The sequence below is a fragment of the Streptomyces sp. NPDC006476 genome (assembly GCF_040612015.1).
GTDB lineage: Bacteria > Actinomycetota > Actinomycetes > Streptomycetales > Streptomycetaceae > Streptomyces > Streptomyces griseorubiginosus_B.
This window is the reverse complement of sequence record NZ_JBEXPK010000023.1, coordinates 55995-77469: the sequence shown is the minus strand read 5'-3', so window position 1 is coordinate 77469 and position 21475 is coordinate 55995. Positions and strand designations below refer to the sequence as shown.

Here is a 21475-nt window from a genome sequence, read left to right as displayed (position 1 = left end):
GCAACCGGAGACAACGGTGCATTTCCACGACTCGATGATCAGCCTCGTCGGCAACACCCCGCTGGTGAGGCTCAACAGCGTGACCAAGGGCATCAAGGCGACCGTCCTGGCCAAGGTCGAGTACTTCAACCCGGGCGGCTCCGTGAAGGACCGCATCGCCCTGCGCATGATCGAGGCGGCCGAGGAGAGCGGGGCGCTCAAGCCCGGCGGGACGATCGTGGAACCGACCAGCGGGAACACCGGGGTGGGGCTCGCCATCGTGGCGCAGCAGAAGGGGTACAAGTGCATCTTCGTGTGCCCCGACAAGGTGAGCACCGACAAGATCAACGTGCTGCGGGCGTACGGGGCCGAGGTCGTGGTCTGCCCCACGGCCGTCGACCCGGAGCACCCGGACTCGTACTACAACGTCTCCGACCGGCTGGTGCGCGAGACGCCGGGCGCGTGGAAGCCCGACCAGTACTCCAACCCCAACAACCCGCTCTCCCACTACCACTCGACCGGCCCCGAGCTGTGGGAGCAGACGGAGGGGAGGATCACCCATTTCGTGGCGGGCGTGGGGACCGGAGGGACCATCTCCGGCACCGGCCGCTATCTGAAGGACGTCAGCGACGGCAGGGTGAAGGTGATCGGCGCCGACCCCGAGGGTTCGGTGTACTCCGGCGGCTCCGGGCGCCCGTACCTGGTCGAGGGCGTCGGTGAGGACTTCTGGCCCACCGCCTACGACCGGACCGTCGCCGACGAGATCGTCCCGGTCTCCGACAAGGACTCCTTCCAGATGACCCGCCGGCTCGCCAAGGAGGAGGGGCTGCTGGTCGGCGGCTCCTGCGGGATGGCGGTCGTCGCGGCGCTGGAGGTCGCGCGGCGGCTCGAGGAGGACGACGTGGTGGTCGTCCTGCTGCCGGACAGCGGGCGCGGGTACCTCAGCAAGATCTTCAACGACGAGTGGATGGCGGACTACGGCTTCCTCGAGGACGAGGGCCCCAGCGCCCGCGTCGCGGACGTGCTCAGCGACAAGGAGCACGGCGCCATCCCCTCGCTCGTCCACATGCACCCGGACGAGACCGTCGGCCAGGCCATCGAGGTCCTGCGCGAGTACGGCGTCTCGCAGATGCCGATCGTGAAGCCGGGGGCCGGTCACCCGGACGTCATGGCCGCCGAGGTCGTCGGCTCGGTCGTGGAGCGGGAGCTGCTGGACGCGCTGTTCGCCAAGCGGGCCTCGCTGGAGGACCCGCTGGAGAAACACATGTCGGCCCCGCTGCCCCAGGTGGGCTCCGGCGAGCCGGTCGCCGACCTGATGACCGTGCTCGGTGCGGCGGACGCGGCGATCGTCCTGGTCGAGGGAAAGCCGACCGGGGTGATCAGCCGGCAGGACCTGCTGCACTTCCTGGCCAAGGGCGGGAAGTGACGGCGAACGTCCGGTGAACGGAGCCCCACCACGGCGAACTTGCGGTTGCCTACCGAAGTGGTGGACTTCGCGGAAGTGGTACGAGCGTGTCACGTGCACGCAGCACACGCTTAACACGGCTCCGGCACATTAGTGGATGTCGGCAGGGCGGGAGCGGCTCCCCGCCCCAGCCGGCGCCGAACGTCCAAGGACCTCCGGAGCGGCTCCCGGACCTCCATGGACGCCGGACGCGAGACCCGGCCCTGACCCGGTCAGCGTCCTTCGCGGGGACCGCCGTCGTCCCGCCCCCCGGCAACGGGGGTGCGGCGGTCCCCGCGCATTACTTTTTTGCGCCGGGTCCGGGAACGGGAGGTCACTCCTCCCAGCGGTCCTCGTCCTTGTGGCGCTTACGGCGGCCGCCGAACAGGCCCGGGTTGACGCGGGCCGCCGAGAAGGCGTTGACGCCGACGATCCCCGCCCAGGCGACCAGCAGACCGGGCAGGTGGGCGATGCCGCCGCCGATCGCGGACAGCGGGATCGCCAGGACCAGCGAGACGATGCCGAAGCCGAAGCGCTCGCCCCAGGAGTCGGTGGGCTTCGGCGCCCTCGCCCCCCGGGCCACCACCATCTGCTGCTCGGCCATCTGCCGCCGCACCCGGCGCTCCACCGCCCCGTCGATGCGCTGGTCGACCTTCTCCAGGAACGAGTCGACCAGCGCGGACTCGTACTCCTCACCCAGTTCCCTGCGGGCCTGCAGAGTGGCGTTGAGCTCCTTCTTGAGCTCGGCGTCCCGCGCGTCCATGCTCGTCTCCATTCCCGTCATGACAATCCACGGTAAGGAGCCGCGTCGCCCGCCGCACTGGGGTTAGCCCCCCTGTTCGGGCTGGGGATCAGACCAGCCCGTGCTGCTTGGCGTAGGCGTCGGCCACGTCCTCGGGGTCCTTCTTGTCGTTGTCGACCTGGCTGTTGAGCCGGGTGAGCTGCTCGGTGGTGAGGATGTTGCCGAGCTTGGCCAGGGCCTTGCGGACCGTGTCGTCGGCCTTGCGGTCGGCGATGAGCGGAACGATGTGCTGGCTGGGGATCAGGTTCTTCGGGTCCGCCAGCACCACCCAGCCGTTGGCGGCGATGTCGGTGTCGGTGGTGAAGAGGTTCGCCACGTCGACGTCGCCCTTCTTCAGGGCGCCCTTGACCAGCGGACCGTCGGAGTCCAGCGACTTGAACTCCTTGAACTCCACGCCGTAGAAGTCCTTCAGACCGACCGCTCCCACCCGGCGCTTCTTCACCTCGGGCGCGGCGCCGATGACCAGCTTGCCGTTCTGCTTGGCCAGGTCGGCGAGGGTGGTCAGGCCGTACTTGCGGGCGGTGGCCCGGGTGACGACGAAGCAGTCCGAGTCGGCCGCCTGTCCGTAGGGGAGCACCTGGAGGCCGGCGGGGAGAGCGAGCGTGAGCGCGTTCTGCATGGTGCCGGGCTCCGAGGAGTTGTCCTTCGGCGCGAGGTAGTTCAGGAGGGCGCCCTGGTACTCGGGCAGCAGGTCGATGTCGCCCGCCTTCAGCGCGGGGATCACGATCTCCCGGGTGCCGAGGTTGGGGCGGACCTTGACCTTGACGCCTGCGGCCTTCAGGACGGCCGCGTAGAGGTAGCCGAGGACCTGGTTCTCGGTGAAGTTGGCGGTGCCGATGGTGATGCCGCTCTTGCTGGAGCCACCGCCGCCGGACGTGGAGCCCTGGCTGTCGAGCGAGGTGATGCCGCTCGCACAGGCGGACAGGGCCGGGACGGACGCGGCCGCGAACAGGCCGCCGAGGAGGGTGCGTCGGTTCATGATCGGGGTTCCCTAGGCGGTGCGGTGGCGGAAGAGGAAGCGCTGCAGGCCCGACAGGGCCAGGTCCAGGACGACGGCGACCACGGCGACCAGCACCGCGCCGCCCAGCACCTGCACGAGGTCGCGCTGGGCGAGGCCGTCGAAGACGTAGCGGCCGAGGCCGCCGAAGGAGACGTACGCGGCGATGGTGGCGGTGGCGACGACCTGGATGAGGGCGAGCCGCAGACCGGTCATGATCAGGGGGAGCGCGAGGGGCAGCTCGACCTGGAACAGGACCTGGTGGCCCCGCATGCCCTGGCCGCGCGCCGCGTCCTTCACGTCCGGGTCCACAGCGGTCATCCCGGCGTAGGTGTTGGTCACGATCGCCGGGACCGCGAGGGCGACCAGGGCGACGTACACCGGCAGCATCGACAGCCCGCCCGCCAGGAAGACCAGCACGACCAGGCCGACGGTCGGCAGCGCGCGGCCGAAGGACGCGAGGTTGATCGCGACGAAGGCGCCCCTGCCGGTGTGGCCGATGAGCAGGCCGAGCGGCAGGCCGATCGCGGCGGCGATGAGGGTCGCGAGGAGCGAGTACTGGAGGTGCTCGGCGAGGCGGTGGGCGATGCCGTCGGTCCCGGACCAGCTCGCGCCACTGGTGAGCCACTTGCCGAGGTTCTTGAAGAGCTCGTACATCTCAGGCCCGCCTCCTGCGCCAGGGGGTCAGCACGTACTGGAGCGCCACCAGCAGGGCGTCCGCGACCACGGCGAGCAGGATGGTGAGGACCACGCCCACGATCACCGGGGTCGGGAAGTCGCGCTGGAAGCCGTCGGTGAAGAGCTGGCCGAGGCCGCCGTCGCCGATGTAGGTGGCGACCGAGACCAGCGAGATCGACATGACGGTCGCGATGCGGACGCCCGCCATGATCACGGGGAGGGCGAGCGGGAACTCGACCGTGAGGAGCGTGCGCAGCGGGCGCGTGCCCATGGCCTTGGCCGCCTCCTTGGTCTTCGCGGGGACCGAGTCCAGGCCCTCGACGGTGTTCCGCAGCAGCACGACCAGGGTGTAGACGGTCAGGCCGATGACGGTGGTGGTGCGGGTCAGTCCGCTGACCGGCAGCAGCAGCACGAAGATCGCGATCGACGGGATCGTGAAGAGGACGTTCGAGACGCCGAGCAGGAAGCCGCGCAGCGGGCGGATCCGGTGGGCGATCACCGCGAGCGGCAGCGAGATGAGCACGCCGAAGAAGACGGCGGTCATGGCGGCCTGGAGGTGGGAGAGCGTCAGGGAGGTCAGGTCGTCGGTGTGGTCGCCTATCCACGACCAGTCGATGGTCATGCGGCCACCCGAGCTTCCGTGTGCGCCCGGCCCGCGCGCTCGTGGATGTCGTCGCGGGAGGAGACCCCGGTCAGGACGCCGTCCGCGTCGACGCGCGCGACCAGACCGGTGGGGGAGGCGAGCGACTCGTCGAGCGCGGACAGCAGCGAGTCGGTGTCGCGCAGCGGCCGTACGGGGAGTTCGGCCTCCTTCGACGCCCAGTGCCGGGGCCTGCGCTGCTCGTCGAGGACGAGGGTCCAGGTGCCGCCCTCCGGCGCCGGGCCCTGCGGGACGTCGGCGAGGGTCTTCAGCGACAGCAGCTTCAGACCGCGCTCGGCGCCGAGGAAGCCGGCCACGAAGTCGTCGGCGGGGCGGGCGAGAAGCTCGGCGGGGGTGGCGCACTGGACCAGGTGGCCGCCGGTGCGGAAGATCGCGATCTGGTCGCCGAGGCGTACGGCCTCGTCCACGTCGTGGGTGACGAAGACGATGGTCTTGTTCAACTCCTTCTGCAGCCGCAGCAGTTCGTCCTGGAGCTGGGTGCGCACCACCGGGTCGACGGCGCCGAAGGGCTCGTCCATGAGCAGGACCGGCGGGTCGGCGGCCAGGGCGCGGGCGACGCCGACGCGCTGCTGCTGGCCGCCGGAGAGCTGGTGCGGGTAGCGCTTGCCGGCGTCGGCGGCCAGACCCACGGTCTCCAGCAGCTCGGCGGCGCGGGCGCGGGCCTTCTTCCGGTTCCAGCCGAGCAGGAGCGGCACGGTGGCGACGTTGTCCAGCACCGTGCGGTGCGGGAAGAGGCCCGACTGCTGGATGACGTACCCGATGGAGCGCCGCAGCTCGGCGGCGTCCTGCCGGGTCACGTCCTTGCCGCCGACCCGGATGGTGCCCGAGGTCGGCTCTATCATCCGGTTGATCATCCGCAGGGTGGTCGTCTTGCCGCAACCGGAAGATCCGACGAGGACGGTCACGCCGCCTTCCGGCATCTCCAGGGAGAGGTCGTGTACTGCTGTCGTGCCGTTGGGGAAGCGCTTGTGCACCGCGTCGAACTGGATCATGAGTTGTCCCTTGCCCGGCTGTATAACGTCATGCAGAGTTCTTGGTAGCTGAATAGCTTGTCAACGGTTTGGTGTTAATCCGAGGTAACGGATGACCGCACAGCAAGATCAGGTGTCCGTATTGGGAAGGATTTGGGCTTGATGTCGTCTCGGATCGTGGACACGCCGGAAGCCGTGCACACGGGGCTCGTGGTCCTCGACGGGATCGGGCTGGGCGTCGCGGACGTCGTGCGCCTCGCCGACGGCACCGCACGGCCGGTGCCCGGGACCGACGCGATGAAGCGGGTGACCGAGTCCTGGGACGCGGCCCGGCAGATCGCCGCGACCGGTCGCGTCTACGGCCGGTCGACCGGCGTCGGCGCCAACCGGAACGAGGACGTGCCCACCGAGGCGGCCGCCGAGCACGGCTTGAGGCTGCTGCGCAGCCACGCCGGCGCGATCGGTGACGAACTGCCCTCCCGGCAGGTGCGCGCCATGCTCGCCGTACGGGCCAACCAGCTGCTCGCCGGCGGGGCGGGCCTGCGGCCGACGGTGGTGACGGCGCTGTGCGAGGCGCTGGAGAACGGGGTCCACCCGGTCGTCAACGAGTTCGGCTCGGTCGGCACCGGGGACATCGCGGCCCTGGCACAGGTCGGACTGGCGCTCGCGGGAGAGCATCCGTGGCGGGAGCCGGGCGCCCCGGGGGCCGGCATTCCGGGGTCCGGCGGGCCGGGTGCTCCGGGGATCGGCGGGGCGGGTGCTCGGGGGGTCGGCGGGGCGGGTGCTCCGGGGGCCCAGGCGGTCGGCTTTCCCGGGGTCGGTGCGGCCGGCAATCCGGGGGCCGGTGCGGCGGTCGCTCTGGGGTCGGGTGCGGCCGGCGCTCCGGGGGCCGGTTCGTCAGGCGCTCTGAGGGCCGGTGTGGGTGGTGCTCCGGGGTCCGGTGTGGCGGGCGGTCCGGGGTCCCGTGTGGGTGGTGCTCCGGGGTCCGGTGTGGCGGGCGTTCTGGGGGCCGGTGCGGTCGGTACTCCGGGACCCGGCGCGACCGGTGCCCCGGGGGCCGGTGCGACCGGCGCTCCCGGGGTCAGTGTGCGTGGCGCTCCCGAGGCCCAACCCCTCGACAACAACGACGCGTTGGCGTTCATCAGCAGTAACGCCCTCACCCTCGGGCAGTCGGCGCTCGCCCTGTACGAACTGCGCGGGCTGATCGAGGCCACGCAGGTCGTCGCCGCGCTGTCGCTGCTCGCCGTCGACGGCTCGCACGAGGCGTACGCCGCCCCCGTGCACGCCGCCCGCCCGCACCGGGGGAGCGCCCGGGTCGCCGCGCGGATGAGGGAGCTGATCGGCGCCGCCGACCGGCCCACCCCGCCGCTCGGCCGGATCCAGGATCCCTACGGCTTCCGCTGCCTGCCGCAGATCCACGGCCCGGCGCACGACGCCGCCGACGCCCTGGAGGAGGTGCTGGCGATAGAGATCAACGCGGCCGCCGAGAACCCCCTCATCTCGCCCGAGGACATGGCCGCCTACCACCACGGCGGCTTCTACCAGGCCCAACTCGCCCTCGCCCTGGACCACTTCCGGCTGGCCCTGACCCAGGTGGCCCGTCTGTCGACGTCCCGGCTGTCCACCCTCAACGAGCCCGCCTACACCCGGCTGCGCCCCTTCCTCGCCGACCACGAGCCGGCCTCCTCCGGTGTGATGATCCTCGAGTACGCCGCCGGGGCCGCCCTCGGCGATCTGCGCGCGTTCTCCGCTCCCGCCTCGCTCGGGCACGCTGTACTCTCCCGGGGCGTCGAGGAACAGGCCAGCTTCGCCTCGCTCGCCGCACGTCAGACCGGGCGCGCCTGCCGCGCGTACCGGCTCGTCGTCGGCTGCGAACTCGTCGCCGCCGTACGGGCGCTGCGCCAGCGCGACCTCAGGCCCGAGCCGGACCTTCCGGTGGGCCGAGCGTTCCGGCTCGCCGAGTCCGTACTGCGGGAGGACCAGGCCGACCGGCCGCTCACGGACGACGTGACGGCGGCGGCCGCACTGCTCGACCGGTTCACGGAGATCTGGAGGGGGAGCGAGTGATGGGCGCGGAGAGGGAGACGGGTGTGACGGACAGTCCCGCGGGGCGGCTGCAGGCGCTCTTCGAGGGGCACCGTCTGACGCCGACCCAGCGGCGCATCGCGCACAGCATGGTGCGGCGGGCGGCCGACGTGCCGTTCCTGTCCAGCGTTGAGCTGGCCGAGCTGGCCGGGGTCAGCCAGCCGTCCGTGACGCGTTTCGCCGTCGCCCTCGGCTTCGACGGCTACCCGGCCCTGCGCAAGCACCTGCGCGAGGTCGCGCCCGCCGAGCCGACGGACCGCCCCGGTTCCTACAACGAGTACCAGCAGGCCGTCGAGGCCGAGATCGAGAACCTCAGGCACCTCGCCGAACTGCTCGCCGACCCGCGGCCCGTGCAGCGGGCCGGGCGGCTGCTGGCCGCCTCCCGCCCCCTCCCCGTCCTGGGTCTGCGTGCCGCCGCCTCCCAGGCCTACGGCTTCGCGTACTTCGCCGCCAAGGTCCACCCGGACGTCCGGCTGCTCAACGAGGGCGGCACGATGATCCAGGACCGCATCGAGGCAGCCGTGCTGGCCGGCGCGAGCGCCCTGCTCTGCTTCGCGCTGCCCCGGCATCCGCGCGAGGTGGTCGACAGCCTCGCCTTCGCCAAGGAGGCCGGGCTGACGGTGGTGACCGTGGCCGACTCCGCGTTCGCGCCGGTCGCCAAGGTCTCCGACCTCCTGCTGCCCGCCGCCGTCGGCACCGGCCTCGCCTTCGACACCGCCTGCGCGCCCATGCTGCTCGGCCGGGTCCTGCTGGAGGCCATGTGCGACGACCTGCCCGACGCCCAGTCCCGCCTGGAGGAGTTCGACGCCCGGGCGGCGGCGCGGGGGCTGTTCGTGGAGTAGGAGCGCGTTTTCAGAGTCGTCTCAGATTCGCTCGCTAGCCTCCGGCCCCACAGGACTGTGCCAGGACGACGAGGAGGCGGAACGTGGCACGCGGAGGTCTGGGACTGGCTCGGGTGGCTGTCGTCGTACGGGCCGGAGCCGCGCCGCTGTGGTGGGCCGGGGTGTTCGCGGCCGGTGTCGGGGTGCTGGTGCCGGGCGTCACAGGGCGGCGGATCGGGGTGATGGCGGGGGCGGCGCTGTTCCTCGTCGCGGCGGCCGTGGTGTCGTACACCCGCCGCAGGCGCTACGCGGCCCTCGCCCGCTCGGCGGTCCGCGCCGGCAAGCACGACGTGCTGCAGGACCGGGCGGTGAGTGTGGGCACCTGGCGGCGCGGGCACCGCTGGTGGCTGCTGCTGGCGTTCGTGGTGGCGCTGGCGGCCTCGTTCGTCGTGCCGGCCGCGGGCGGCATGCTGCTCGCCGGTGCCGGCACCGGGCTGCGGCTGAAGGCGGCCTGGCTGGGGCGGCGCGAGCGGGCCGAGGACGCGCTGCTGTGGGTCCGTGTCGACTGGCTCGCCGACAACGGCGGCCGCCCGGCCGGCAAGGCGGTCAAGGCCTACCGCAGCACGGGCATCGCGGCCGGCGACGCGGCCCCGGGCGGGGCGCGTCGCCGCACCGCGGCGCTCGTCTAGCGGGATCGGCGGGGAGGGTCAGACCTCCAGCTCCTCCTCGATCTTCCGCAGCTGGTGGCGGGCCATCGCCAGGTTGGCCCGTTTGCCGTCCAGGACCAGGTAGATGAACAGACCGTTGCCGCCCCGGCCGCTGATCAGGCGGATCAGGTGGTACTGGTCGGACAGCGTGATCAGGATGTCCTCGATCTGGCCCTTCAGACCCAGGTGCTCCATCGTGCGCATCTTGGCGCGGACGACATCGGTGTTGCCGGCGGCGGCCACGTTCAGGTCGAAGGTCTTGCCGCCGCCCAGCGTGCCGAGCGCCATTCCGCTGGTGTAGTCGACGAGCGCGACGCCGGTCGCGCCCTCGATGGAGGCGAGGCACTCTTTCAGCGTGGTCTCGGTGTTGGCCATGGTTGTGATTCCTCGTTCCCTTGTCTTCTCGACTGTGTCGACCACTCGGGTCGACTATTCGGTGGTGCGCGCGTTGGTCGTCGTGCGTGCCGCGCGCGGGGTTCTGGTTCGTGCGGCCGCCGTCCTGGCGGCCGGTTTGGCCGGCTGCTTGGCCGGTGCGGCCCGGTTCGCCGCCGCCGTACGGCTGTCGAGGAGCTCGGCGACCCGGGCCGCCGCCCGGCGCCCCTCCAGCAGCAGCCGGCCCACGTTCACCCGGTCCTGGGCGAGCAGGGTCAGTACGGCCGTGGGGGCGCCGCCCGCCGCGAAGGTCGCCGCGTAGCCGTACACACCGCGCACCAGCAGCTCGCGGAACTCTCCCTGGCCCGTGGCGTCCGCGAGCTCGGAGGCGGCCGCGTGCGCCTGGACGGTGAGCGCGGCCGTGGCCCTGGGGTCGACGCCCGGGGTGTCCTGGGCGAGGACGGCTCCGTCGGGGCCGGTCGCGAGCGCGCCGGTGAGCTGCGGGACCCGGGCCCTCAGCCGGCGCAGCTCGTCCAGGATGTGGGGGTCGGCGGCCATCCGGTGACTCCTCTCAAAGGGCCTCCAGCGCATCTCTGAGCCTCTTCAGCAAGGTGATGTGGGGATCGGGCGGCAGCGGTTCGGCGGGGACGGGCGGTGCGTAGCCGTCCGCCCCGGCCGGGTCCGGCCGGTGCGGCTGCCCAAGGCCCTGCGGTGGCCGGCCCCGGCCGGGCAGTTGGGCGTGGCCCGTCGGGGGCTGGTCGGGGGGTGGCGGCGGCTGCCCGCGGCCCGAGGCGTCGCGGGTGCCGCCCGGCGGTGGCTGGACGCGGGCCGGGGCGGCGGTGGTCACGACCCCGGCCGCCGTCAGCCGCCGTACGTCCACCAGGGTGTGGAAGGCCAGGTGGCCCAGCGCGCGCGCTATGTCCGTGGCCGTGCGGACGCCGTCGACCAGCTCCAGGACCGCGAGCTGTCGGCGGGTGAGCGCGGGCGTGCCCGGCAGGTGTGTCCGGGCCAGCGGGATGCCGTCCATGCCGGGGTGGGGCCAGATGCGGTGCAGGACGTCACGGCGGCGCAGCGTCTCGCGCTCCAGCGCCTCCACCGGCACCGGGCGGACGGAACCGAGCCAGTGGACGGGCCCGTAACGGAAGCGGGGCGGAGTGCTGCTCGGGGCCAGGACGAAGTACGCCGCGTCGTACAGCGACGCCAGATGGCACAACTCCAGGGCGCCGAGCGGGAGATGCCCGGCGTCGACCAGATGGCGGCCGACGCGGTGGTGGTCGGCGGCCTCGTTGACCGCCTGGTGCCAGGCCTCCGGGGCGAGCGTGCCGTGCGCGGTGAGCAGGGCGCCGAGCCCGGGCGCGTGCCGGCTCTCGGCCTGGACGACCAGGCCCTCGGCGAGGTGCAGCGTGCCGTGCTCGCGGACCAGGACGCCGGTGGCCCGCTCGGCGGCGAGCCGGGTCAGCATCGGCGAGACCCCGCCCCAGCCCCGCGCGCGGGCGGCCGCCTTGTCCCGCACGGGCAGCCGCGGGGGTTCGGTGGTCCGGACGACCGTCATGCCAGCACCAGCCGTTCCGCCATCTCGCCCAGCCGGATACGGGCCAGCGCCAGATTGCCCTCCGCGCGCGCCAGCCACAGGTGCAGAAAGACGCTGCCGTCGAAGGACGAGCCCACGAACCTGAGCACGTGATAGCTGTCCCGGTTGCTGACGATGAGGTCCTCCACCGGCAGCTCCGTGTCGGCCGCCGCCGGTGCCTCCGGATCGTCGTCCGGCGCGAAGGCGTGCTGCTCGGCGGCCAGCCGGGCGATCTCGGCGGCCTCCGCCGCGGCCGTCTCCTGGTCACCGCCCGGGGACTCGCCCACGGTGCCCAGGGCCAGCCCGCTCGTCCAGTCGATCAGCGCGGCGCCTCGGGCACCGGGCAGTCGCATGGCTTCCAGCAGACACTCGTCGATTCCGGGCACCGCGGTTCCCCTCCCGCCTGGGGTTCGGCTGAGTGACGCCGAAACTACGCAACGTGTGCGCGACGGGTGAGCGATCGGGCATTTTCCGGTGGAACATGCTGCGGGCGGCTAAGGTAGGTCGACTGACCCTGTTTTCACACGGGTTGACCTGCATGTCCGCCGTACGGTGTCAACGGCGGCCCTGAGGGCGCAGGGTGGTGAGCGCGCGGGCGTGCGCCCCTCCCGACTCGGCGACGATCTCGGCCGGCGTCTGCGCCTCGCGCACGACCGCGAAACCGATGCCCCCGGACCCGTCCGGAGCGAAGCCGTGAATGGCGGGCCGGGCGAGGGAGTTGTACGCGTAGTGGTGCGCGAAGTAGTACGCGCCCGTGTCCAGCGCCGCCGCGTAGTCCCCCTGCTCCAGCAGCGGCAGCGCCCGCCCCTCGGCCAGCAGGTCGCCCGCGAAGCACGCCGGTCCGGCGATGTCCTGCACCACGTGCGGCCCCTCCTTCGGCCGCCCCTTGGCGTCGTAGGCGGCGATCCGCAGCGGCCACGACCCCGGTACGTACACCGTCCGCGTCGCCACCTGCACGCCCGCGTGCGTCACCGCGACCGGCCGCCCGCCCGCGCTCTTGGCGTACTCGACGCGGGCCACCACCGTCCCGTGCTTGGCCAGCAGCGACCGCCCGAACTCGGTCACCAGCCCGTACCGTCCGTCGAACAGCCCCGGCACCGTCTCGTCCAGCAGTCGCGCGTACTGGGCGTACGTCGGCGTCGTCGCGTCCGAACCGAAGTCGACCGGCAGTCCGCCGCCGATGTCGAGGGTGTCGATCTGCCGCCGGCCGAGCCGCCGGTTGATCTCCTCCGCGAGCGCGTACGCCTCGCCCACCCCCTGCGCCATCAGCGACAGCGGGATGCCCTGGGAGCCGGTGTGCGCGTGCAGCCGCGTCAGCCACGGCCGCTCGGCGTACGCCCGCACCACCCACTCCCGCGCCCCCTCGTCGCGCAGTGCCACGCCGAACTTCGAGGTGGCCGTCGCGGTCGAGGTCGCCGCGATCGACCCGCCACCGACCTGCGGGTTCACCCGGATGCCGAGCGGGGAACGGCTGTCGGCCGACCGCATGAGGGCGTCGATGCGGCCGAGCTCCTGCGGGTTGTCGGCGTTGACGGCGATCCCCAGCGCCAGCGCCTCGCGCAGCTCGGCCGGTGTCTTCGCGGGCGAGTCCAGGACCGTATGGTTCGGCGGCACTCCCGCGGCCCGCGCCAGCGCCAGTTCGCCCGGGCTCGCCACCTCGGCGCCCAGGCCCTCCTCGTACAGCAGCCGCAGCACCGGCACCAGCGGGGTCGCCTTCACCGCGAAGGCGTGCAGCACGGGCGTGCCGGGCGCCACGACCGCGTCGAACGCCGCCCGCAGTTCCGCGGCCGACTCCCGGATGCCCTCGACGTCCAGCAGGCCGACGATGGGGACGTCCGGCCCGAGCAGCCCCTGCTCCACGGCGGCCCGCACCGCCTCGTCCCGCCGCGCCGCACGCCCGGCCCCGACTCCGTCCCTGTCCTCCACGCCGTCCCCCGCTCTCCGCCGTCCTCGTCCGTGTGGTCCCAGCCAAACACCTCCGGTGGGCCGATGCTGGCCCACGAATGTATTGACTAGTTCTATTCAGGGCGTCAGGATGTGAATAACCGCAGTAACAGTTCACTGGGAGCAATCCGCTAGGAGGCAGACCATGTCGGGACCCCGCCCCGTACGAGCGCCGCGCGGTACGGAACTGAGCGCCCTGGGATGGCAGCAGGAGGCCGCCCTGCGGATGCTGCAGAACAACCTCGACCCCGAGGTCGCCGAGCACCCCGACAAGCTCGTCGTCTACGGCGGCACCGGCAAGGCCGCCCGCGACTGGCGCTCCTTCGACGCCATGGTCCGCACGCTGCGGACGCTCAAGCAGGACGAGACCATGCTGGTCCAGTCCGGCCGCCCGGTCGGCGTGATGCAGACCCACGAGTGGGCCCCGCGCGTCCTCATCGCCAACTCCAACCTGGTCGGCGACTGGGCCAACTGGGAGGAGTTCCGCCGCCTCGAGGCCCTCGGCCTGACCATGTACGGCCAGATGACCGCCGGTTCCTGGATCTACATCGGCACCCAGGGCATCCTCCAGGGCACCTATGAGACCTTCGCCGCCGTCGCCGCGAAGAAGTTCGGCGGCACCCTCGCCGGGACCATCACCCTCACCGCCGGCCTCGGCGGCATGGGCGGCGCCCAGCCCCTCGCGGTCACCATGAACGACGGCGTCGCCATCTGCATCGACTGCGACCCGCGCGCCATCGACCGCCGCATCGAGCACCGCTACCTCGACGTCCGGGCCGACTCCCTCGACCACGCCCTCCAGCTGGCCACCGAGGCCCGCGACGCCCGCCGTCCGCTCTCCATCGGCGTTCTCGGCAACGCGGCCGAACTCGTCCCGCAGCTGCTCGCCATGGGCGCCCCCATCGACATCGTCACCGACCAGACCTCGGCCCACGACCCGCTGTCGTACCTGCCGCTGGGCACCGACTTCGAGGACATGGCAGACGCGGCGGCCAAGGACCCGGCCGGCTTCACGACCCGGGCCCGCGAGTCCATGGCCCGACACGTCGAGGCCATGGTCGGCTTCATGGACGCCGGCGCCGAGGTCTTCGACTACGGCAACTCCATCCGGGGCGAGGCCCAACTCGCCGGATACGAGCGCGCGTTCGCCTTCCCGGGCTTCGTCCCCGCCTACATCCGCCCGCTGTTCTGCGAGGGCAAGGGCCCCTTCCGCTGGGCCGCGCTGTCCGGCGACCCGGCCGACATCGCCAAGACCGACAAGGCGATCCTGGACCTCTTCCCGGAGAACGAGTCCCTGGCCCGCTGGATCAAGATGGCCGGCGAGCGGGTCCACTTCCAGGGCCTGCCCGCGCGCATCTGCTGGCTCGGCTACGGCGAGCGGGACAAGGCGGGCGAGCGGTTCAACGACATGGTCGCCTCCGGAGAGCTGGCGGCTCCGCTGGCGATCGGGCGCGACCACCTCGACGCCGGCTCCGTCGCTTCCCCCTACCGGGAGACCGAGGCCATGCTCGACGGCTCCGACGCGATCGCCGACTGGCCGCTGCTGAACGCCATGGTCAACGTGGCCTCGGGTGCGTCCTGGGTCTCCATCCACCACGGCGGCGGCGTCGGCATGGGCCGCTCCATCCACGCCGGCCAGGTGACGGTGGCCGACGGCACGAAGCTCGGCGGCGAGAAGATCCGCCGCGTACTGACCAACGACCCCGGCATGGGCGTCATCCGGCACGTCGACGCCGGCTACGACATCGCCGAGTCGGCGGCGGACGAGCGGGGCGTGCGGGTGCCGATGCGCGAGGGTGACGACGCGTGACGGAGAGCTCCGCCAGTGGCAGCGCACCCTCCTTCCAGGAGATGTGGCGCGAGCTGCTTCCCATCGGGCGGCACCCCGAGTCCCGCGGCTACCGGCGGTTCGCCTGGAGCGGGGCGGACCTCGAGTGCCGGGAGTGGTTCAGGGCGCAGGTCGAGGCGCGCGGGCTGACGTACGAGGTCGACCGGAACGGGAACCAATGGGCCTGGCTCGGTGACCCCACCGCGGGGGACGCCGTCGTCACCGGTTCCCATCTGGACTCCGTGCCCGACGGCGGCGCCTTCGACGGGCCTCTCGGGGTCGTGTCCTCCCTCGCCGCCCTGGACGAACTCCGGCGCAGGGGAGTGGAGTTCACCAGGCCCCTCGCCGTCGTCAACTTCGGTGACGAGGAGGGCGCCCGGTTCGGGCTGGCCTGTGTCGGGTCCCGGCTCACCGCCGGGGAGCTCACCGTCGAACAGGCGCACCGGCTGACCGACGGGGACGGCATCAGCCTTCCCCGGGCCATGGAGGCCGCCGGGTACGACCCTGAGGGCCTCGGCGCCGACCCCGAGCGGCTCGGCCGCATCGGCGCGTTCGTCGAGCTGCACGTCGAGCAGGGCCGCGCGCTGGACCTGTCCGGCGACCGGGTCGGCATCGCCAGCGCCATCTGGCCGCACGGACGCTGGCGGTTCGACTTCCGGGGCGAGGCCAACCACGCCGGCACGACCCGGCTGGTGGACCGGCGCGACCCGATGCTGTCGTACGCCGAGACCGTGCTCGCCGCCCGGCGCGAGGCCGAACTCGCCGGTGCCGTCGCCACCTTCGGCAAGATCGCGGTCGAGCCGAACGGCGTCAACGCCATCCCCTCCCTGGTGCGCGGCTGGCTCGACTCCCGGGCCGAGGACCAGGCCACCCTCGACACCGTCGTTGGCGGCATCGAGAAGGCCGCCCGCTCCTACGCCGAGGCGCACGGCATCGACCTCGACGTCGTCCGGGAGTCCTTCACGCCCGTCGTCGAGTTCGACCACGCGCTGCGCGACGAACTCGCCCGGATCCTCGGCAAGAACACGGACCTGAGGGTGCCCGTCCTGGGTACCGGTGCCGGACACGACGCCGGGATCCTCTCCGGACGCATCCCGACCGCCATGCTGTTCGTGCGCAACCCCACCGGCGTCTCGCACTCCCCGGCCGAGTACGCGGCCGAGGACGACTGCGTGGCCGGTGTGCTCGCACTCGCCGACGTACTGGAAGGACTGGCCTGCACGTGACGCAGACGTACTGGCTGGAGCACGCCTGGCTCGACACCCACGTCGAGCCGGGCGTAGCCCTCGGCATCGACGGCGGCCGCATCACCACCGTCCGCACGGACGTCCCGAGTCCGCCCCCCGGAGCCGAGATCCTGCGCGGACTGACCCTCCCGGGCCTCGCCAACGCCCACTCGCACGCCTTCCACCGGGCCCTGCGCGGCACCGTCCAGGTCGGCTCCGGCACCTTCTGGACCTGGCGCGAGGTCATGTACTCCGTCGCCGACCGGCTGACCCCGGAGACCTACCACGCCCTCGCGCGCGCCGTGTACGCCGAGATGGCCCTCGCCGGCATCACCACCGTCGGCGAGTTCCACTACGTCCACCACGCCCCCGGCGGCACCCCCTACGCCGACCCCAACGCGATGGGCGAGGCGCTCGTCGCGGCCGCCGCCGAGGCCGGTATCCGCATCACCCTCCTCGACACCGCCTACCTCTCCTCCGGCTTCGGCGAGGCGCCCAACACGCACCAGCTGCGTTTCTCCGACGGCCATGCGGAGGCCTGGGCCGAACGCTGTTCACTTCTCAAGGAACGGGATCACGCACGGATCGGGGCCGCCGTCCACTCCGTACGGGCCGTGCCCGCCGGGCAGTTGGCGACGGTGGCGCGCTGGGCCGAGGAGCGGCGGGCACCGCTCCATGTGCACCTGTCCGAGCAGACCGCCGAGAACGACGCCTGCCAGGCCGCCCACGGCTGCACACCGACCCGGCTGCTCGCCGACCACGGAGTCCTCGGCCCGCGCACCACCGGTGTCCACAACACGCACCTCACCGATGAGGACATCGCCCTGATCGGCGGCAGCGGCACCGGCACCTGCATGTGCCCGACCACCGAGCGGGACCTCGCCGACGGCATCGGCCCGGCCGTGGCACTGCAGAAGCAGGGCTCCCCGCTCTCCCTCGGCTCCGACAGCCACGCCGTCGTCGACCTGCTCGAAGAGGCACGCGCGATGGAGCTGAACGAGCGCCTGCGCACCCGCGCCCGCGGCCACTGGACGGCCGCGGCCCTGCTGCGCGCCGCCTCCGCCGACGGTCACGCGGCCCTCGGCTGGGACGAGGCCGGGACGATCGAGGAGGGCGCGCTCGCCGACCTCACGACGGTCGCGCTGGACTCGGTCAGGACAGCGGGCCCGCTGCCCAGGCTCGGCGCCGAGACGGCCGTATTCGCGGCGACGGCAGCGGACGTACGGCACACGATCGTGGGCGGACGGCATGTCGTACGCGACGGGGCGCACACCCTCGTACCGGATGTGCCGCACGCCCTCGCGCGGGCGGTCGAAGCCCTCCGCGCCTGACGACCACCCACGAGGACGCCATGAGCAGCACTGTCATCACCAACATCGCCACGCTGGTCACCAACTCCCCCTCCCTGGGCGACGGTTCCTCCCTCGGTCTGGTCCAGGACGCGGCCGTCGTCATCGAGGGCGACCGGGTCGTGTGGACCGGTGAGTCAAGCAAAGCACCCGCCACTGACAATCGGGTCGACGCCGGCGGCCGGGCGGTGATCCCGGGCTTCGTTGACTCGCACTCCCACCTGGTCTTCGCGGGCGACCGCACCCAGGAGTTCAACGCCCGCATGTCCGGCCGGAGCTACACCGCCGGCGGCATCCGGACCACCGTCGCCGCCACCCGGGCCGCCACGGACGAGGAGCTGGAGGCCAACCTCACCCGCTATCTCGCCGAGGCCCTCCGTCAGGGCACCACCACCTTCGAGACCAAGTCCGGCTACGGCCTGACCGTCGCCGACGAGGCCCGTGCCCTGCGCATCGCCGCCGCGCACACCGACGAGGTCACCTATCTCGGCGCGCACATCGTCTCCCCGGACTTCGCCGACGACCCGGCCGCCTATGTCGCCCTGGTCACCGGCGAGATGCTCGACGCCTGCGCCCCGTACGCCCGTTGGATCGACGTCTTCTGCGAGAAGGGCGCCTTCGACGGCGACCAGGCCCGCGCGATCCTCACCGCGGGCAGGGCCAGGGGCCTGACCCCGCGCATCCACGCCAACCAGCTCTCCCACGGCCCCGGCGTCCAGCTCGCCGTCGAACTGGACGCGGCCAGCGCCGACCACTGCACCCACCTCACCGACGCGGACGTGGACGCCCTGGCGAACGGCGACACGGTCGCCACGCTGCTGCCAGGCGCCGAGTTCTCCACGCGCGCCGAGTGGCCGGACGCCCGGCGTCTGCTGGACGCGGGCGTCACGGTCGCCCTCTCCACCGACTGCAATCCGGGCTCGTCCTTCACCTCGTCCGTGCCGTTCTGCATCGCCCTCGCCGTACGGGACATGGGCATGACCCCCGACGAGGCCGTCTGGTCGGCCACGGCGGGCGGCGCGGCGGCCCTGCGCCGGGACGACATCGGCCGTCTGGCCCCCGGCGCCCGGGCGGACCTGCTCGTCCTCGACGCCCCGAGCCATGTCCACCTCGCCTACCGCCCGGGCGTGCCGCTGGTCAGCGAGGTGTGGCGCGAGGGCGTCCGGCGGTACTCCCGGCCCGACTGATCAGGACGCCCCCGCCCGCCACCGCTGCCCCGCGCCCCCGTTCAGCGGTGCCAGGGACACCCCGTCCCCGCCGGCCGGGGTGAGGCCCGTCTCGATGGCGATGGCCGGGCGGATCACGCCGTCGGAGTCGACGGTGAAGCGGAGGTTGTCGCCGCGGTCGCCGTCGACCGAGTCGCACTCCCAGATGCCCACGCCCTTGTCCACGTCGCCCCGGCTGTCCAGGCAGAGGTCGGAGTCGGCGAACGACTGCACCACCCCGCGGGCGGTGTCGACCCGCCAGCGCTGGGTGGTGGACCCGGAGCAGGGTGCCGTCACCACATCGGTGCCCTTGGACAGATCGCCGTCGCGGATGTCCAGGCAGCGGCCCGTGGAGACGTTCACGACCTGGGCGTAGGTGCCGTTCGGGGCGTGGGCGGGGGAGGAGGTCGGCCTCGGTGACGGAGGCGGCGCGGAACTCTTCGTGGGGGACGGGGACTTGGCGCTCGGCGAGGCCGAAACCGACGGCGTCGTCGAGACCGTCGCCGTCACCGTGACCTGCGGCGCGGTCGTCGGGGTGCCCACCGCCCCCGCCGACTGCCGGGCGGGCGTCGAGGGCGAACCGCGGGTCAGCAGGAACACCAGCAGCGGCGCGAGGGCCACGCCCAGGGCGACCGAGGCCAGCAGGTAGCGCCGGGACCGGGGCCAGGCAGGCGAGGCGGCGCGCGAGCCCGGACGGCGGGGCGCGTCCTCGTCGGTCGCGTACGCCGTGCCCGCCCACGGCAGCAGCCCCTCCGCCAGCGCGGTGCGCGGGGAGTCGCGCAGCGCCGACAGCTCCTCGTGGGCGGCCGTGCAGTGGGCGCAGTGGGCCATGTGGGCGTGCAGGTCGGCGCTGTCGCGGGGGCTGTCCGGCCGTACCGACTCCTCGATCAGCCGGCGGAAGTCGGCGCACTGGGGGTCGTCTGAGGCCGCCAGCCGGGCGCGCAGACAGGTCTGGGCCAGTTGCTGGAGCGCCGGGTCGGTACCGTAGGCGACGTCCTCGGGGGTGATGCCGAGGAACTCCGCCGTCGCGGCCGCCGGCTGCTCCTCCACCACGCGGTACCAGACCAGGCCCTGCGTGCGGGACGGCAGGCTCTGGAAGGCGGCCAGCATCGGCGGTACGGGTCCGCCGGGGCCCGCCGTGTTCAGAACCAGCAGGAGCCCTGCGTCCAGGCCGCCCGCCCGGTCGTCCATCGCCCAGGCCGCTGCCAGCCGGGAGGTCAGCAGCAGCAGTTGGTGGCGCCAGGGCCCGCCCGGGTCGATGCCGCGGGCCGTCTCCCGGGCGGCCAGGGTGAACGCCTGCGCCGCCAGCTGACGGGCCGCCGACTCGCTCGTGGTGCACAGCCGGGCGTAGCGCAGCACCCGCGGACGGTGCCGGGCGCGCAGCTCCTGCAGCGCCTGGAAGGCGCTCGCGGTGTCGGCACGCAGCAGCTCGGTCAGCCGTGCGTCGGACGCCCCCGTATGAGCGCGTTCGGTCTCGACATCCTTGTCGGTCCCGCCGGCCCGAGCCATCCACCGCCTCCTCGGCCCCTCGCCCCGCGTGCCGGTCCTGACTAACCGGCCAGTTTGGGGGGTGACCATAGTGGTGGAAGGGAACCTCGGGAAAGGGGTTCCTGGGGGTAACCGGAGAAACGCCTGGTGCGGTGCACCCGTTGGCGCACCGCACTCACGAAGGCGGCTTCAGGTCCCGGACTCACCCGTCCTGCGGGACCCTCACTCCTCGATCGTCAGCCCCTTGCGCAACCGCACCAGCGTCCGCGACAGCAGCCGGGACACATGCATCTGCGAGATGCCGAGTTCGTCCCCTATCTCCGACTGGGTCAGGCCGGCCACGAAGCGCAGCGAGAGGATCTGCCGGTCCCGGGCGGGCAGTTCGGCGATCAGCGGCTTGAGCGACTCCACGTACTCGATGCCCTCGATCCCGTGGTCCTCGTAGCCGATCCGGTCGGCGAGCGCGCCCTCGGCGTCGTCCTCCTCCGGCTGGGCGTCCAGCGAGGAGGCGGTGTACGCGTTGGAGGCGGCCATGCCCTCCACGACCTCTTCCCGGGTCAGACCCAGCCGCTCGGCCAGCTCCGCCACGGTGGGCGCCCGGTCCAGCTTCTGGGCCAGCTCGTCACCGGCCTTCGCCAGGTCGAGCCGCAGCTCCTGCAGCCGGCGCGGGACGCGCACGGACCACGAGGTGTCGCGGAAGAAACGCTTGATCTCGCCGACGATGGTTGGCATCGCGAAAGTCGGGAACTCCACGCCGCGTGAGAGTTCGAAGCGGTCGATGGCTTTGATCAGGCCGATGGTGCCGACCTGGATGATGTCCTCCATCGGCTCGCTGCGGGAGCGGAAGCGGGAGGCGGCGAACTTGACGAGCGCGAGGTTGAGCTCGACCAGGGTGTTGCGGACGTACGAGTATTCGTACGTCCCTTCTTCGAGGGACTCCAGCCGCTCGAAGAGGGTCTTGGACAGGGCTCGTGCGTCGACGGGCCCCACCTCGTCGTAGGGGGGAATCTCCGGAAGACCGGCGAGCAGGTCCTCGCCGCTGTCATCGTGATCGATGGTCTCGATGGGATCCAGATGTTCCGGAGGGAGTGTCGACGTCGCCTGCTGGGTATGCGATGCGTCGAGCCGGGGTGACATGATGTCCTCCATCGTTCTCGGCATTTGGCTGCCGAAGCCAGTCCGTGCACTGCGGTGTGCGGCGCCTCCAAAGCCGGCCGTGTCGGTTACGTATCTCTACTAGCCCTACCCGCTTTACGACGCCCGCCGCAAGTGCGCTACGTGCGGTTATGTCCGTTTGCGGGTGGTTGTTCGGGTGTCGGAGAGTGTGGAGAAGGCGTAGTGTTCGAGG

Annotated in this window: 20 protein-coding genes; 8 read left to right on the top strand and 12 right to left on the bottom strand. The window is 72.5% G+C overall.

Features of this window, described 5'->3' with window-relative positions; genetic code table 11:
* Positions 1–16: 16 nt before the first annotated feature.
* Positions 17–1405, top strand: a complete 1389-nt coding sequence (locus ABZZ74_RS25790; RefSeq protein ID WP_356768724.1) for a cystathionine beta-synthase — start codon at positions 17–19, stop codon at positions 1403–1405.
* A gap of 352 nt (positions 1406–1757) precedes the next feature.
* Here the strand turns inward: ABZZ74_RS25790 and ABZZ74_RS25785 are convergent, their stop codons facing one another.
* The 5 genes from ABZZ74_RS25785 to ABZZ74_RS25765 form a co-directional block, all read right to left on the bottom strand.
* A complete protein-coding gene (locus tag ABZZ74_RS25785) occupies positions 1758–2186 on the bottom strand; it encodes a hypothetical protein (protein ID WP_356768843.1) in 429 nt (142 codons plus the stop codon).
* A gap of 88 nt (positions 2187–2274) precedes the next feature.
* On the bottom strand, positions 2275–3204 hold the full coding sequence (locus tag ABZZ74_RS25780; protein WP_356768722.1) for an ABC transporter substrate-binding protein: 930 nt from the start codon (positions 3202–3204) through the stop codon (positions 2275–2277).
* Positions 3205–3216: 12 nt separating this feature from the next.
* Positions 3217–3879: an ABC transporter permease gene (locus ABZZ74_RS25775; protein ID WP_356768720.1), complete on the bottom strand. Its 663-nt coding sequence runs from the start codon at positions 3877–3879 to the stop codon at positions 3217–3219.
* A gap of 1 nt (position 3880) precedes the next feature.
* Positions 3881–4522: an ABC transporter permease gene (locus tag ABZZ74_RS25770; protein ID WP_133045951.1), complete on the bottom strand. Its 642-nt coding sequence runs from the start codon at positions 4520–4522 to the stop codon at positions 3881–3883.
* Positions 4519–5553, bottom strand: a complete 1035-nt coding sequence (locus tag ABZZ74_RS25765) for an ABC transporter ATP-binding protein (RefSeq protein ID WP_356768718.1) — start codon at positions 5551–5553, stop codon at positions 4519–4521. Before ABZZ74_RS25765 ends, ABZZ74_RS25770 begins: the two co-directional genes overlap by 4 nt.
* A gap of 141 nt (positions 5554–5694) precedes the next feature.
* Between ABZZ74_RS25765 and ABZZ74_RS25760 the strand changes: the two genes are divergently transcribed.
* The 3 genes from ABZZ74_RS25760 (at position 5695) to ABZZ74_RS25750 (ending at position 9127) form a co-directional block, all read left to right on the top strand.
* A complete protein-coding gene (locus ABZZ74_RS25760) occupies positions 5695–7599 on the top strand; it encodes an aromatic amino acid ammonia-lyase (RefSeq protein ID WP_356768716.1) in 1905 nt (634 codons plus the stop codon).
* Complete coding sequence (locus tag ABZZ74_RS25755) at positions 7599–8459, top strand: MurR/RpiR family transcriptional regulator (RefSeq protein ID WP_356768714.1); 861 nt, start codon at positions 7599–7601, stop codon at positions 8457–8459. Before ABZZ74_RS25760 ends, ABZZ74_RS25755 begins: the two co-directional genes overlap by 1 nt.
* An 83-nt stretch (positions 8460–8542) precedes the next feature.
* Entirely contained in the window at positions 8543–9127 is a 585-nt protein-coding gene (locus ABZZ74_RS25750) for a hypothetical protein (protein WP_356768712.1), read from the top strand.
* 18 nt (positions 9128–9145) lie between these two features.
* Here the strand turns inward: ABZZ74_RS25750 and ABZZ74_RS25745 are convergent, their stop codons facing one another.
* The 5 genes from ABZZ74_RS25745 to ABZZ74_RS25725 all read right to left on the bottom strand — a co-directional run bounded on the left by ABZZ74_RS25745 (position 9146) and on the right by ABZZ74_RS25725 (position 13013).
* Positions 9146–9520: a hypothetical protein gene (locus ABZZ74_RS25745; RefSeq protein WP_133045956.1), complete on the bottom strand. Its 375-nt coding sequence runs from the start codon at positions 9518–9520 to the stop codon at positions 9146–9148.
* A 54-nt stretch (positions 9521–9574) separates the two neighbouring features.
* Positions 9575–10075: a roadblock/LC7 domain-containing protein gene (locus ABZZ74_RS25740; protein ID WP_356768710.1), complete on the bottom strand. Its 501-nt coding sequence runs from the start codon at positions 10073–10075 to the stop codon at positions 9575–9577.
* Between the two features lie 13 nt (positions 10076–10088).
* Positions 10089–11069, bottom strand: coding sequence for a transcriptional regulator (locus ABZZ74_RS25735; RefSeq protein WP_356768708.1), 981 nt, complete (start codon positions 11067–11069; stop codon positions 10089–10091).
* The gene (locus ABZZ74_RS25730; protein ID WP_208781072.1) at positions 11066–11473 is read right to left on the bottom strand and encodes a hypothetical protein; all 408 of its coding nucleotides are present in this window, start codon (positions 11471–11473) and stop codon (positions 11066–11068) included. The genes ABZZ74_RS25735 and ABZZ74_RS25730 overlap by 4 nt, the downstream gene beginning before the upstream one ends.
* Positions 11474–11642: 169 nt before the next feature.
* Entirely contained in the window at positions 11643–13013 is a 1371-nt protein-coding gene (locus ABZZ74_RS25725; RefSeq protein WP_356768705.1) for a diaminopimelate decarboxylase, read from the bottom strand.
* Positions 13014–13176: 163 nt separating this feature from the next.
* On the opposite strand from ABZZ74_RS25725, the gene hutU reads away from it, so the two are divergent.
* The 4 genes from hutU to hutI are packed head-to-tail and all read left to right on the top strand — an operon-like array spanning position 13177 to position 18621.
* Positions 13177–14841, top strand: a complete 1665-nt coding sequence (gene hutU / locus ABZZ74_RS25720) for a urocanate hydratase (RefSeq protein WP_356768703.1) — start codon at positions 13177–13179, stop codon at positions 14839–14841.
* A 41-nt stretch (positions 14842–14882) separates the two neighbouring features.
* On the top strand, positions 14883–16085 hold the full coding sequence (locus ABZZ74_RS25715) for an allantoate amidohydrolase (protein WP_356768841.1): 1203 nt from the start codon (positions 14883–14885) through the stop codon (positions 16083–16085).
* Positions 16082–17416: a formimidoylglutamate deiminase gene (locus ABZZ74_RS25710; RefSeq protein WP_356768701.1), complete on the top strand. Its 1335-nt coding sequence runs from the start codon at positions 16082–16084 to the stop codon at positions 17414–17416. The genes ABZZ74_RS25715 and ABZZ74_RS25710 overlap by 4 nt, the downstream gene beginning before the upstream one ends.
* Before the next feature lie 20 nt (positions 17417–17436).
* Positions 17437–18621, top strand: coding sequence for an imidazolonepropionase (gene hutI / locus ABZZ74_RS25705; RefSeq protein ID WP_356768699.1), 1185 nt, complete (start codon positions 17437–17439; stop codon positions 18619–18621).
* On the opposite strand, the gene ABZZ74_RS25700 is transcribed toward hutI, so the two are convergent.
* Together ABZZ74_RS25700 and ABZZ74_RS25695 are read right to left on the bottom strand one after the other, a co-directional pair.
* Positions 18622–20148, bottom strand: coding sequence for an RICIN domain-containing protein (locus tag ABZZ74_RS25700; RefSeq protein ID WP_356768697.1), 1527 nt, complete (start codon positions 20146–20148; stop codon positions 18622–18624).
* Positions 20149–20349: 201 nt separating this feature from the next.
* Entirely contained in the window at positions 20350–21276 is a 927-nt protein-coding gene (locus ABZZ74_RS25695) for an RNA polymerase sigma factor SigF (protein ID WP_356768839.1), read from the bottom strand.
* Positions 21277–21475 lie beyond the last annotated feature (199 nt).